Here is a 14,530-nt window from a genome sequence, read left to right as displayed (position 1 = left end):
CTTTTTCAGAATAAAACGTTTACAATGACAGTAATGATGACTAAAATTGGGAGGAATGGATATGATTGAAATCTTTTTCATCACGGCTTCCTTGCTGACTTTATTTTATTTTGTCTATATGGAGATCACAGATTAAAAGCCCTTACTCTCAGGGCTATCAGCGTGTAGACAAACCCTCGCATTCGTTGTCAGGCCTGCGCGCTGGTGCTCACGAATCATTACATTCGCTCCGCACAAGGAGCTCATCCTTCCTAGACTTCAAGGGTTTTTCAAGATGACAAAGGGCTATTCTTTATCTTCGATCGTTATATATCCGTAATGAAATTGAGCTGTTTTTCTTTTGATCACTTGGAATTGATAGGATTTCGCTTTAAATCGCGTGCTTTTCCAGTGGTCTTTTAATACGACTCTTTTTCTCGCAACTCTCATCGCTTCTTTGATAGCTATTTCATGATGAAATCTGTGCTCTGCCACATGGCGAAGCCGTGCAATACTCGAAGATTCTTGAATCGTTTCCTCGAACATTGGATCAAAGTACACGACATCAAATGAACGATCAGGGAGCTTCTTTAATTGCTCTATGCTATCTCCGCTTATGACAGATATTCGTTTCAACGCTTCATCAGCTTCTATTACACCCGTCTCCCATGTTTTTAACCCTTCATGCACAAGTAATGCAGTGATTGGGTTTTTTTCAATTCCAACGACATTTCCATTAGGGCCTGTGGCACAGCTTGCAGTAATGGCGTCAGCCCCTAATCCTAACGTGCAATCTAAAAAAGAATCTCCAAGCTGTAAATCCGCCGCTTCTATTAATGGATCTTTTTCGCCACGCAAGATGCGTTTCACCCTAAACATAGCTGAACTAGGATGAAAGAAAAATTTTTCTCCATTTGGCTGATACCATTCAAATCTTTCTTTTCCTACAACCAATACTTCTCCGCGGATTTTTGCAAGCTGACGTACCGATTGTTTACGCCGTTCTACATACTCACCATGTAATTTGTCTGCCAATTTTTTTGCTGTTTTGATCGTTTCTTCATTTGCTCTAAAGCTTGTTGTAATGAGCATGCCGTTCCTCCATTATTTTCAAGAAAAACACCCTGATGACAGGGCATTTCAGCGACTAGACTAACCCTCGCATTCCTTGTCAGACCTGTGCGTCGGTGCTCACGAATCATACATTCGCTCCGCATAAATAGCTCGATCTTCCAAGACTTCAAGGTTTTTCAATTCACGCTGAAAAAATGACAAAGGGCAAAAATAAAAACCATTTTCGCCCTTCGTCAACAATCTGAAGCGCCCTGATGACAGGGCATTTCAAACTCAGATTAACAATGCTTTTCAAATGCAGATAATACATTCTTCATGATATCTTCCATTTCATGACCTTCAATTTCGTCACGCGGGATAAAGTGAACAAGTTCATTCCCTTTCAGAAGGGCCATAGACGGAGATGATGGCTCCTCACCTGTGAAGTATTCTCTCATTTTCGCCGTTGCTTCTCGGTCTTGACCGGCAAAAACGGTCACGATGCGATCTGGCTTTTTTTCCGCTTGCATCACAGCCTGAGTTGCGGCAGGTCGTGCTAAACCGGCCGCACATCCGCATACAGAATTAACAACTACAAATGTCGTCCCTTCCGCACCTTGCATTGCTTGTTCTACCTCTTCTTCTGTCGTTAATTCTTGAAACCCTGCATGTGTGAGCTCTTGACGCATTGGTACGACGAGCTGACGCATGTATTCTTCATATGCCATTGACATAAAAAAAGCCCCCTCTATCAACCTTATCTTGTGAATAAGGATACTATAGAGAGAACCATTTTTCAAATGTTCGGTTTTGTGTTAGATTTTCATAATTCCGCCTGTATTAGCTGATGTCACAAGTTTTGAGTATCTTGCAAGGTAACCAGTCTTCACTTTTGGCTCAAAGCCTTTCCAGTTCGCTTTTCGTCTTTCCCATTCTTCTTTTGGAACATCGACGCTTAAAATACGCTGTTCGATATCAACAACAACATGATCACCATTTTCAACAAAAGCTAGTGGACCACCCTCTGCCGCCTCTGGTGAAACATGTCCAATGGATAATCCTCTGGAAGCTCCAGAAAAACGACCGTCTGTAATTAAGGCAACCTTCGGACCAAGTCCCATCCCAACAATTTGGGAAGTAGGTGCAAGCATTTCAGGCATGCCTGGTCCGCCTTTAGGCCCTTCATAACGAATAATCACAACATGTCCTGCTTCTACTTTTCGGTTAATGATTCCCTCAAGGGCTTCTTCTTGAGATTCAAACACAATGGCAGGTCCTTCATGACGTGTGATTCCGTCCTGTACCCCGCCTGTTTTAATAATCGCGCCATCAGGCGCAAGATTTCCAAATAAAACGGCTAAACCCCCTTTTTCAGTAAAGGGCTTATCAATTGGATAAATGACGTTATAGTCCTTCACTTCATGGCCCGCAATGTTCTCACCTAACGTCTTCCCTGTGACTGTCATTGTATCTAAATGAAGCGCTCCCTCTTTTTTGGACAATTCATTTAATGCAGCGCTGACGCCTCCTGCTTCATGCAAGTCTTCAATATAAACATCTGATGCTGGTGCCAGTTTAGATAAATGCGGTACACGCTCCGCTACTTCATTAATACGCTCTAATGAGTATTCAACGCCCGCTTCATTTGCGATCGCCAGTGTATGAAGAACTGTGTTTGTGGAACCTCCTAATGCCATATCTAATGCAAATGCGTTATCAATGGCTTTTTCGGTGACAATATCACGTGGTTTAATATCTTTTTTAATCAGCTCCATTAGTTGTTTCGCTGACTTCTTAGCAAATTCTCTACGTTCTGGTGATGTAGCCAAAATCGTTCCATTACCAGGAAGGGCGATGCCAAGAGCTTCTGCTAAACAGTTCATTGAGTTTGCTGTAAACATACCAGAACAAGATCCACATGTCGGACAGCCAAATTGCTCTAATTCGTTTAATTCAGCTTCATTGATTTTACCCGATTGGTAAGCGCCAACTCCTTCAAATACGGAAGAAAGTGAAATTTTTCTTCCATCACTTGTTCTTCCCGCTTCCATCGGTCCACCGCTAACAAATATAGTCGGAATGTTGACGCGCATGGCAGCCATCATCATTCCCGGTGTGATTTTGTCACAGTTAGGGATACAAACCATTCCATCAAACCAGTGAGCAGATACAACGGTCTCTACAGAGTCAGCAATGATTTCACGACTTGGCAAAGAATATCTCATACCAATATGTCCCATTGCAATTCCATCATCAACACCAATCGTATTGAATTCAAATGGTACCCCGCCAGCTTCACGAATGGCTTCTTTTACAATTTTCCCAAATTCCTGAAGATGGACATGTCCTGGGACAATATCAATATAGGAATTACATACCGCAATAAACGGCTTACCGAAATCCTCATCCTTTACCCCAGCTGCTCTTAGTAAGCTTCGGTGAGGTGCTCTGTCAATCCCCTTTTTAATCATATTGCTGCGTAGTTCTGCCATCTGTTTAAAAAGCCTCCTATACTACAAGTCTCTCGTTGACCGTATTATTTTGAGTTGATTATATTTTATAAATTTTCTGTTTATTTGACCATCTGTTTATTACAGATGACCATGATTATTGCTGAAGCGACGATTCAGCAAGTATCGTGTCATAAAAACTGACCTCCAATATTCTATATTGGTACTACTATATAGAGTTTTTTTATATATTTCAACAATATTCAAAATATTTTTCTAAAAGAATGATCCTCTCAATTAAAAAACAAGCTGCCTCTCTCTGGCAGCCGGTCTTCATTTGATACTATTCTGTAGTATGTCTTCTACTTTCCGTCATTTGCTTCCAAACAGAGCCTTTTGCTTCTTCACCAAGCTCAATTCGTTCAATGGCCATTTTTACTTGAAGGCTGACTTCAAACTCAGGGTCCTGCTCTGCTTCTTTTAGCGCTTCAAGCGCTGTTTCGTCACCTTCTTCATAAAGAAACATCGCTGCACGCCAGCGAACAAGCTTACTTGGGTCCTTTAAGGCTGCCACCATAGCTTCAATTGCACTAGGATCGCCAAGATCAGAAATGCAATCTCCTGCTGTTCTGCGGACAGTCACCGTTTTGTCTTGCAATCCTTTATATAAAATGGGAAGGATTGCAGGATCTTCAATCATTCCTGCATTGACAACTGCTTGTCTGCGAATGGATGTTTTCGGATCGTCCATTGCTTTCATTAAAATAGGTAAATCCTCTTTTTTTGGCTGCATTTGTTCTAAATGGGCAAAACGCTTTTTCCAGTCTTCCTCATGAAGCATCTCTTCTGTTACTTCATATGCTTGACGCTTCATTTGTCTGTCGACAGCCGCTTTCCCTTCCTTGACCGCCTCTGTTAGACGAGCTAGACGTTCGTCATCATAAGCTGCTTGAAGCTCATCTGTGACTTCCTGTCCTATATCAGCAAATTCTCCAAAACGGACACCGTGTTCTTTCCACACACGTTCAAATACGACATTATCTGAACTGCTTCTCAATTTTAAGATAGCCGTTTGAAAGCGTTCAGGCATCCCGAACCGTTCTTCTTTATCACCGTCTGTTAGTTTGACTTGCATGGGGATACCGTTGAACATTTGGACAAAGACTTTGACTTCACCAAAAGTGTCATCCTCTGTGTGCTTACCTTCTTGAAGGCCTTCCGCTTCTTGACCAAAGGCTTCTCTTACCTGCTGTAAAATCCCCTTCCAGTCGTACTTTGCATTTCGTTCGACTGCTAAGAAGTCAGCAACGTGATAGACCCCCTTTACACCCTCAATGTCTAAAATGCGTTTGATCATCTCTGGCGCTGCGTCTTTTTGATCTTTTTTATAATTATTGCTTTTTCCGCCGGCAAGTGCTTCTGTCAAGATGACCTTCATTGTATTAGGACTTGGCGTCGGTTCTATTGCTGAGATTTTCATATCTACATCCTCCTTACACACATAAAGACCCTACTCATCTGTAAGGTCGCATTCTTTTTTCCACGTATGAATGACATGAATTCATGCCGCTCATCAGCAAGCTGCCTGCCCGTTTTTGTGTTTATCATGTCTTTTCATTTGAGCAGTTTATCTTCCATCTTGCAAGGCCCGCACGCTCCAATGGCATCCAGCCTATCCACATCTTGAACAATTGCGCCTTCTAATGTCCTCAGCAATGTATATAAGTACGCAAAAAGACATGATTGAAACAATGTCCTCTATATCAAGTATGTCTCGTTGGTCCACTTCCCACAAAAGCAACTGATCTAAAAGCTGTTTTTTTTTGAAAGCTTCAATACGTTTGAAAGCTTTTCATCAATCATGTCATGAACAATGGCTACCATTTCATTGATAAAAAGAGAGCTGCCTTGCTGTCTTGATATGTTGACATCAGCCTGCGCACCCGTTCTATACGAGCCGGCATCGTGTCCAGTCCGAACAAACATCAGCCTGTCTGAAACAAAGGAGGCAGCCGCCTCCAATTGTTCTTGTTACATGTTATTTGGCCAATAGTGCCATGATGGAGCTTTCCAATTCTTTTGGCGGTGTTTTTGGAGAGAAACGTTCGGTTACTTTTCCATTTTGGTCGACGATAAATTTTGTAAAATTCCATTTGACTGCTTTTGTGCCGAGTACACCTTTTGCATGACTGGTTAAGTACTTGAAAAGTGGATGGGCGTCATCCCCGTTTACATCAACTTTAGCAAACATTGGAAAGGTTACGCCGTAATGAAGTGAACAAAATTCTTGAATGGCTTCTTCACCTTCAGGCTCTTGGTTCATGAATTGGTTGCATGGAAATCCTAAAATTTCAAGGCCTCTTTCATGATATTGATCATATAACTCTTGTAATTGTTTAAATTGTGGCGTTAATCCACATTTACTAGCAGTATTGACAATGATGAGCACTTTTCCTTTGTAATCTGCCATTGATTTTTCCTGACCATTAATGGTCTTGACCTGAATATCATAAATTGACATCTCATAGCCTCCTAGGATTCACTTTTTATTATCGTATCATGCTTTATTTAGAAAATCGCTTATTATGCTTCCTAAAAGAGTCCTGTGACACTGCCGTCTTCCAATAAATCCATCTCAAGCGCCGCAGGTTTTTTAGGTAGACCAGGCATTGTTAGAATACTACCTGTTAGAGCCACAATAAATCCTGCACCTACAGATGGTTTTAATTCACGAATTGTAATTGTAAATCCTTTTGGTCTGCCAATTAAAGCGGGGTCATCTGAAAGAGAATATTGCGTTTTTGCCATACAAACAGGCAAATGAGACCAGCCGTTTTTCTCAATTTCTACAAGCTGTTTTCTCGCTTTTGCTGTAAGTTTGATACCATCTGCTCCATAGACCACCTCAGCCACTTTAGATAGTTTTTCTTCAATTGAATCTTTCTCTTTATACAAATAGGTAAAGTTATTCTTATCGTTTTCAATGAGTTTGGTGAGCTCCTCTGCAAGTGCTGTCCCGCCGGAACCGCCTTCTTCCCACACATTGACTGCTTTTACTGGATGACCATGCACCTTGCACCAATTCTCTATCGTTTGAATCTCTTCTTTTGAATCTGTGATAAAACGATTCACTGCAACGATATAGGGGAGACCAAATGCTTGGACCGTTTCAATGTGTTTCTCTAAATTATGTATACCATCTAATACTGCATTTGCATTCTTTTCTTGAAGTTGATTTTTTTGTATTCCCCCGTGCATTTTCAATGCTCTTACAGTCGCAACGATAACTACTGCACTCGGTTTGAAATCTGCTGCCCTTGTTTTAATGTGCAGAAATTTTTCCGCACCAAGGTCAGCACCAAACCCAGCTTCTGTCACAACATAATCTGCTAGTTTCGCCGCCATTTTTGTCGCAATTAAACTATTGCAGCCATGTGCAATATTGGCAAACGGACCGCCATGGACTAAAGCAGGAGTTCCTTCAATGGTTTGAACAAGGTTTGGTTTGAGTGCATCTTTTAATAGTAATGTCAGAACTCCTTCATAGCCAAGTGCGCCAACTGTTACTGGATCTCCCTTTTGATTATAGGCTACAACGATAGAGGCAAGACGTTTTTTTAGATCCTTTAAATTTTCAGCCAAGCAGAGGATCGCCATCATTTCAGAAGCAACGGTGATATCAAATCCATCTTCTCTAGGGTATCCATTTAGTTGTCCGCCAAGTCCTACAACAACCTGCCTTAAAGCACGGTCATTTAAATCGAGCACTCGTTTCCACACTATTCGGCGCGTGTCGATGCCAAGTTCATTTCCGTGATGGATATGGTTATCAATAAAAGCGGATAAGGCATTATGAGCTGATGAAATCGCATGAAAGTCACCAGTGAAATGCAAATTAATTTCTTCCATCGGTAGTACTTGAGAATATCCGCCCCCTGCAGCGCCGCCTTTAATGCCCATCGTAGGACCTAGTGACGGCTCTCTCATCGCAATGATGGCTTTTTTCCCAATTTTTTCGAAAGCCTGACCTAAACCGACAGTCACGGTTGATTTCCCTTCACCTGCTGGGGTAGGGTTAATAGAGGTGACAAGAATCACATTTCCTTCTTTTTGTTCTTTTAAACGATCAAAAATAGTCAAAGATATTTTCGCTTTGGTGAAACCATAGCATTCTAATTCTTCGTCATGTATTTGTAACTTTGCTGCGATGTCTTGAATGGGTTTTAGCTTTGCTTTTTGGGCAATGTCAATATCCGATAAATGCTTAGTGATCATTAATACAAGACCTCCTTTTTTACAGAAACAGGTGGGTTTTTGCTCTATTTTTCATTGTAACATAATTGAAACATTGAAATATCGCCAGAAAGTTCCTATAATGAAATGAAATTAGCTTTGGTTCAGGGGGTGGCGAGTTGCCTATTAATATTCCAATTCATCTGCCGGCAAAACAGATACTAGAGAGCGAAAATATTTTCGTCATGGATGAGACAAGGGCATTCAAGCAAGATATCCGTCCTTTGAATATCGTGATCTTAAATTTAATGCCAAAAAAAATACAAACTGAAACGCAACTGCTGAGAATGCTTGGTAATTCTCCGCTACAAGTGTACTTTACGTTTTTGATTCCAAATACACATACACCGAAGAACACATCAAGAGAGCATCTAGATGAATTTTATACGTCCTTTGAATCGATTCGCCATAAAAAGTTTGATGGAATGATTATCACCGGTGCACCAATTGAACATTTGCCTTTTGAAGAAGTCTCCTATTGGAAAGAGCTGCAGAACATATTAGACTGGAGTAAAACCAATGTGACATCTACCCTTCATATATGCTGGGGTGCACAGGCAGGTTTATATCACCATTATGGTATAGAAAAAATCAAGCTTCCCGAGAAAAAATTTGGCGTTTTTGAACATATTGTCAAAGAGAAAAAAGAAAGATTAGTCAGAGGTTTCGATGAAATATACTATGTCCCACATTCTAGGCATACAGATATTAATACAGAACAATTAAAAAATACACCGAACCTAAAAATATTGAGCATGTCCGAAGAGGCCGGTGTTTGTTTAATTGTTTCAGATGATGATAAACAAGTATTTTTAACTGGACACCCTGAATACGATACAGACACATTGAAGCAGGAATATGAAAGAGACTTGTTGAAACATGATAAAGTCAAGAAACCACTCCACTATTTTAGAGAAGATGGTGACAAGCTAGTACCAGTGAATCGATGGAAAGCCCATGCGACTTTACTCTTTATGAATTGGCTTAATTATTATGTTTATCAGGAAACACCATACGTTTGGGAATAAAGTAGACTGTAGTCTGATGATAAATGTTCAAAATGTGTTAAAATACAAATGGCTCTGTCTTCCATATCAATTAGCCTGTTTGTGTTTTTTAAAATTAGTTTAATTCTTTCGTAACGAATGATCTGCTCTGTCTGTTTATATGTTATCTTTATGTATATATAGACCGAAATTGCTAGTTTTTCGTACGAAGTTTTGTTGTTGTTGATTACATTTGAGGTGAATATTCTTGAATACCAATAAAAAAATATTAATCTTGACCGCAAATTATGGAAATGGACATATGCAAGTAGCCAAAACGCTGTATGATGAATGCAAATCACAAGGATTTGAACATGTAACAGTTTCTAATTTGTATCAAGAATCAAATCCCATTGTGTCAGAAGTGACTCAATATTTGTACTTGAAGAGCTTCTCCATTGGGAAACAATTTTATCGCTTGTTTTATTACGGTGTAGATAAAATTTATAATAAACGCAAATTTAACATTTACTTAAAGATGGGAAATAAGCGTCTCGACGAATTAATTCAATTACACAACCCTGACATCATCATTATTACATTCCCGATGATTGTTGTACCAGAATACCGAAACAAAACAGGCAAAGTCATTCCGACATTTAATGTCATGACAGACTTCTGTCTTCACAAGATTTGGGTACACGAAAACATTGACAGGTACTATGTTGCAACCGATTATGTGAAGCAAAAACTAGTGGAAATCGGCACACATCCAAGCGATGTCAAGGTGACAGGCATTCCTATTAGACCACAATTTGAAGAAGACGTGCCAAAATCGATGATTTATAAAAAATATGGATTATCATCAAGTAAAAAAGTCCTTCTGATTATGGCTGGTGCTCACGGTGTACTGAAAAATGTCAAGGAACTATGTGAAGCGTTACTTCTTAATAGTGAAGTGCAAATTGTTGTTGTATGCGGAAAAAATGCAGCGCTAAAACACTCGCTTAGCGATCTGGAACAAGCACACCCTGATCAGTTAAAGGCGTTTGGATATGTGGAACAAATTGATGAATTGTTCAGAGTAACAGACTGTATGATTACAAAACCAGGTGGTATAACACTAACAGAAGCGACAGCAATTGGTGTCCCAGTGATTCTTTATAAACCTGTTCCTGGACAAGAAAAAGAAAATGCCCTTTTCTTTGAAGATCATGGCGCTGCTATTGTCATTAACAGACATGAAGACATTTTAGAATCCGTATCACACTTGCTACAAGATGAAGAAACATTAGAAACAATGAAACAAAACATGAAAAAACTGCATTTAAAAAAATCTTCTCAAACCATTTTAAAAGATATCGTTGAACAATCAGATCTGATCACCAGCAATCAATCGTATGCTCGTGCATTATCTTAAAAAAGACGTCCGTATCATGCTATTATCCCCTCTAAATAGACAGTGTAAAAAGCCCAAGAACACATCTTGGCTGTTACACTATACTTGGAGGGGATTTTTTATGGCGAGAAAAGGACAACATTTTCAACACTATACGAAAGAATTTAAGATGAAAGCTGTCAAAATGTATGAAGAAGGAAATGGAAGCTATCGCTCATTATCTGAAGAATTAGGTCTCCGAAGTTCCACTCAGTTAAAAAGTTGGGTCAGAAAATATCGTGAGGAGCAATCTTTTGAAGATCAAAGAGGAAAACATACAAAGTCAGAAAATCCTTTTAGTGGACGTCCTAAGTTAATGTTTAAATTGTGGAAGAAGAAAGAGATTATTTAAAGGCACAGGTAGAGTACTTAAAAAAGCGTTATCCAAATCTACACGGAGAGGACGGATTTTAAAGAATGTGCGGTTTGAGGCTGTTCACGAATTAAAGAGCTTTTTTCCGTTAACATGGCTCGTCTGTATCGCCAAAGTATCAAGATCTGGGTACTATAAATGGCGGAAGAATCAAAGGATTCGAATGGAACGGCAACTGAAAGAACAAATCTTAAAAGAACACATCATGACCATTCATCATTCACGTCCCTTCTATGGCTATCCTCGGGTGACAATCGCTTTAAAGAAAGAAGGATTTCACATCAACCATAAGCGTGTCTACAGGTTGATGAAAGAGATGAACATCCAATCTATCATTCGAAAAAAACGGCGGTATTTCGCAAGACAAGCTTCAGTTGTCCATCCAAACAGATGAAACCGAAAATTTAAAACCAATCAATACAATCAGCTATATGTGACTGATATTATCTATATTGCTTGCCAGCCTCGCTTCTATTATCTTTCAGCTATACAAGACCTATATAACAATGAAATCGTCGCATGGAAACTGTCAAAACGAAATGATCTTGAACTGGTCATGAAGACATTATGACATCCCAGCGGGATGTCAAAGGAGCTGTCCTTCATTCAGATCAAGGATTCCAATACACAAAAAAAGCATATCAAAGGCGACTTGAAAACGTTGGTCTGAAAGGCAGTCATTCCCGAAGGGGAAACTGCCTGGATAATGCCTGTATCGAATCATTTTTCTCTCATCTCAAAACAGAGAACACTTACTTTTCTTCGTGTCAAACGGAAGAAGAGCTTCATAACAGCATAGAAGATTATATTCAATTCTATAATCACGATCGATTCAAGAAAAAATTAAACCAGTGTGCTCCAGTAGAATACCGTCACACACTGGCAGCTTATGATTCGGTTGAATAGCGTCTTGATAATATTGAGCAGCGTCTAGAGATGCTGACAACGAGGATGTAATCGTTCTCCTTAAGAAAATTGATCAACAAACAAGTGATAATTACAAAAGACATTGATTACCTTTCCAAGCAAGTTGGAAAATACGATATGCTTTTAAACAGATTCAAAAATTAATAGAACCCTCTGCGGTTCTTTTTCTTTATATAGATTGGAGGAATATATACATAAATGATAGTGAATTGCTTAAATTTGAGGGAAATGATTCTTTTTATCGTTTTTTTCTCGGCTTAAAGCCAAATAAACAAAAAACCTTGAAAGGCATATAGCCAGTCAAGGTATGATAAAAATAACATTATATTTAGAAGTATCAACTACTTCACCTACTGATTTATCTGAGAGAATGTCATAATTGTTTTATATTTCTTTCTAATACAATAAGGCTATTTTAAAGTAACTCCACTCCAACTTGTTTATAAAATTTAACTTTTAGCCTCTCTTCTTCGCCCACATTCATTACCATAGCTTTGTCATCTTTTTTTATACTTGTTACATTATTAAAATCACCTGTAAATATTATAGAATCATTAAATGTAATACTTAGACTACTCGTTTGCTTATATACATCTAAAGTTAAAATCACCTTGAAATTTTGGTCATCTTTGTAAGTATAAATTAATTCTCCATCATCTATATTGCCTGTTATACTCACCGGCTCACTTTGAAAAAGTTCTAATAGATCATATTCATCATACTTTATAAACATTCGTATTCATCCTTTTATTAATTATTTCGGTATAACTGTGATAACATCGCCTGCTTCATTTATAATTACTTTGACATCCAGTGTTTCATGAACAAACGTTCCGCTTCTATTACCAGGTATCTTTTTCATATTCATTATAGCGTCTTCAATAACTGAAGGTGGAATATTTCTTGGATCAACATATTTTTTGATGAAATCACTAAATTCTTTTGTTTGTGGCTTAAATCCTAATTCTTCAGCTTTTTTAATTACTCTACTTGTTAAAGTAGCTTTTACTTCAGGAATATCAGGTGCCATTCTTTCCAAAGCATGCTGAGAATACTTTCTTCCATTTATTTCTCCCCCGCCTTTTGACATATTCCAACCAATTTCATCCTTACCCTTAATCCCCATTTTACCATGAAACCCTCTCACCCCAAACGGCAAAAGCATCCCCAGCGCCGCATTCATACTCGCTTCCTGCTGTTCTTTCGAGATTTTATTCCCAAACATATCTCTACCCGTAATGGCTTCGCTGAAGCCGTTGGCGGCGGTGAGACCATATAAGCCTTTTTGAGATGTTTTCAGCGCATTAAAAGACTTCTGTGACGTTTTGTAAATGTCGACTGCTCGTACTGCGGCTGATGTGGCTTTGGTGGTTTTATAGACAGCCTTTCCGCCTTTGAAAATGCGCCCTGCCCAGCCGACGATTGGGATGTAGCCTGCCGCTGCCATTCCCCCTGCGGCGACTCGCTGTCCTGCGGTGAGCTTTTCGCCTGTTATTGGATCAATACCCGTTGCGGCACGTTTTGCATCATTCACACCTGTTAGTTCATTGACGATATTTCCCCCATAATTGAGGGCTTTTTCATACCAAGGACGGTTAGCGAGCGCTTCTTGTTCTTTCGCAATCTTGCGGGCTTCTTCTTGTTCTTTTTTGATTTTGAGATATTCATCAGTTTGCTTCTCAATATCGCTTTTTGCCTTGTAGATTTCACTATTTTGATATGCTTTCTTATCAAAATTGATCGGTGAAATGGTTTTTCCGTCATTTGTCGCATTCATCATTTCGGCGTACAATGCCATTGTAGCCTGCTCTTCAGTCTCTGACAAAGCATATTCATCTTTTAGATGTTGGTCTAATTCGTTTAAATCGTTTACGGTCTTTTTCCGTTCGTCTTCGGCATCCGTTATCTTTTCATGAAAGATGTGATCATCAAACACATCAAGGGAGATGAGATCATCTATGTCCTGAAAAATGGTTTCTAGTGCCTTCTTTTGATCAGATACAATACTTTTGGCGTTTTTTAACCCCATCTCCACCTGATTTTCTAGAAAGTGTTCATCAATAAAAGTATCACCGCCAAGATTGGCATCCTCAAGTGTACCCGCAACACCTTCGTGAAAGGCTTTTTGTTTATCTATAAAGCTAGTAAGCATATCCACATTTCCTGCTAGTTCTTGATAAAAACTTTTAATATTGTCGGCACCTTTTCCCGTGAAATCATCACCGAGATTGGCTACACCTTGTAATGCCTTTTTTAAATCTATCATTTGTTCTCGGAGTTCCTGATAGTGATTCGCTCTTTCTTCCATAGCGCTTGTTAGTGCTTTGGCATCAAGTATTTTCCCCAGAAGAAGTCACTCCCTCCTATTCATTGATAAGGACAATTTTACCAATACAAAACTTGTCATTAAATAGGGAGAAAGATACAAAAACAGCACTCGGAATCATACGAGTGCTGTGAAAGATTAAATGTAGATATATATATTTATGTCCTGTTTTCTTGTGAATTTGTTTGTTCACAAGCTGTAATTTTCCTGTGTTTTCATGGTGATTCCTTACATAGCCTCTGGGGGTTTAAAACCAATTTTTAAGGATACCTCAAATACCAATTAGTGGACGTCCTAAGTTAATGTTTAAAAGTGTGGAAGAAGAAAGAGATTATTTAAAGGCACAGGTTGAATACTTAAAAAAGCGTTATTCAAATCTACACGGAGAGGACGGATTTTAAAGAATGTGCGGTTTGAGGCTGTTCACGAATTAAAGAGCTTTTTTCCGTTAACATGGCTCGTCTGTATCGCCAAAGTATCAAGATCTGGGTACTATAAATGGTGTAAGAATCAAAGGATTCGAATGGAACGGCAACTGAAAGAACAAATCTCAAAAGAACACATCATGGCCATTCATCATTCACGTCCCTTCTATGGCTATCCTCGGGTGACAATCGCTTTAAAGAAAGAAGGATTTCACATCAACCATAAGCGTGTCTACAGGTTGATGAAAGAGATGAACATCCAATCTATCATTCGAAAAAA

The 14,530-nt window shown here is 39.1% G+C and carries 10 protein-coding genes and 3 pseudogenes; 4 read left to right on the top strand and 9 right to left on the bottom strand.

The window, feature by feature from the left end:
- Positions 1 to 285: 285 nt before the first annotated feature.
- The 6 genes from ACIQCE_RS00065 to ACIQCE_RS00040 form a co-directional block, all read right to left on the bottom strand.
- A complete protein-coding gene (locus ACIQCE_RS00065) occupies positions 286 to 1,071 on the bottom strand; it encodes a class I SAM-dependent methyltransferase (RefSeq protein ID WP_400493088.1) in 786 nt (261 codons plus the stop codon).
- Positions 1,072 to 1,331: 260 nt separating this feature from the next.
- Entirely contained in the window at positions 1,332 to 1,766 is a 435-nt protein-coding gene (locus tag ACIQCE_RS00060) for a BrxA/BrxB family bacilliredoxin (RefSeq protein ID WP_400493087.1), read from the bottom strand.
- 81 nt (positions 1,767 to 1,847) lie between these two features.
- On the bottom strand, positions 1,848 to 3,524 hold the full coding sequence (gene ilvD / locus ACIQCE_RS00055; protein ID WP_400493086.1) for a dihydroxy-acid dehydratase: 1,677 nt from the start codon (positions 3,522 to 3,524) through the stop codon (positions 1,848 to 1,850).
- A 301-nt stretch (positions 3,525 to 3,825) separates the two neighbouring features.
- Positions 3,826 to 4,962 carry a conserved virulence factor C family protein gene (locus ACIQCE_RS00050; protein WP_400493085.1) on the bottom strand — a complete coding sequence of 379 codons (1,137 nt, stop codon included), beginning with the start codon at positions 4,960 to 4,962 and terminating at the stop codon, positions 3,826 to 3,828.
- A gap of 558 nt (positions 4,963 to 5,520) precedes the next feature.
- Entirely contained in the window at positions 5,521 to 6,003 is a 483-nt protein-coding gene (locus ACIQCE_RS00045; protein WP_400493084.1) for a glutathione peroxidase, read from the bottom strand.
- 71 nt (positions 6,004 to 6,074) lie between these two features.
- The gene (locus ACIQCE_RS00040; protein WP_400493083.1) at positions 6,075 to 7,757 is read right to left on the bottom strand and encodes a formate--tetrahydrofolate ligase; all 1,683 of its coding nucleotides are present in this window, start codon (positions 7,755 to 7,757) and stop codon (positions 6,075 to 6,077) included.
- 137 nt (positions 7,758 to 7,894) lie between these two features.
- Here ACIQCE_RS00040 and metA point away from each other — a divergent pair, with 137 nt between their 5' ends.
- From metA to ACIQCE_RS00025, 3 genes and pseudogenes are all read left to right on the top strand, one after another.
- Complete coding sequence (gene metA, locus ACIQCE_RS00035) at positions 7,895 to 8,803, top strand: homoserine O-acetyltransferase MetA (protein WP_400493082.1); 909 nt, start codon at positions 7,895 to 7,897, stop codon at positions 8,801 to 8,803.
- A 226-nt stretch (positions 8,804 to 9,029) separates the two neighbouring features.
- A complete protein-coding gene (locus tag ACIQCE_RS00030) occupies positions 9,030 to 10,181 on the top strand; it encodes a diglucosyl diacylglycerol synthase (RefSeq protein ID WP_400493081.1) in 1,152 nt (383 codons plus the stop codon).
- Positions 10,182 to 10,281: 100 nt separating this feature from the next.
- Positions 10,282 to 11,478, top strand: a pseudogene (locus tag ACIQCE_RS00025) (IS3 family transposase).
- A gap of 436 nt (positions 11,479 to 11,914) precedes the next feature.
- Here ACIQCE_RS00025 and ACIQCE_RS00020 read toward each other — a convergent pair.
- The 3 genes and pseudogenes from ACIQCE_RS00020 to ACIQCE_RS00010 all read right to left on the bottom strand — a co-directional run.
- On the bottom strand, positions 11,915 to 12,232 hold the full coding sequence (locus ACIQCE_RS00020; RefSeq protein ID WP_400493080.1) for a hypothetical protein: 318 nt from the start codon (positions 12,230 to 12,232) through the stop codon (positions 11,915 to 11,917).
- Between the two features lie 21 nt (positions 12,233 to 12,253).
- The gene (locus tag ACIQCE_RS00015) at positions 12,254 to 13,846 is read right to left on the bottom strand and encodes a ribonuclease YeeF family protein (RefSeq protein WP_400493808.1); all 1,593 of its coding nucleotides are present in this window, start codon (positions 13,844 to 13,846) and stop codon (positions 12,254 to 12,256) included.
- A 16-nt stretch (positions 13,847 to 13,862) separates the two neighbouring features.
- Positions 13,863 to 14,060: pseudogene (locus tag ACIQCE_RS00010) on the bottom strand (hypothetical protein); the annotation flags it as partial.
- A gap of 357 nt (positions 14,061 to 14,417) precedes the next feature.
- Between ACIQCE_RS00010 and ACIQCE_RS00005 the strand changes: the two are divergent.
- A pseudogene (locus ACIQCE_RS00005) lies at positions 14,418 to 14,530 on the top strand (IS3 family transposase); the annotation flags it as partial.

The organism is Bacillus sp. NPDC093026, from assembly GCF_044754665.1.
In the GTDB taxonomy this organism is placed as follows: Bacteria; Bacillota; Bacilli; order Bacillales; family Bacillaceae; genus Bacillus; species Bacillus maqinnsis.
This window is presented reverse-complemented; position numbering and strand designations above follow the sequence as displayed.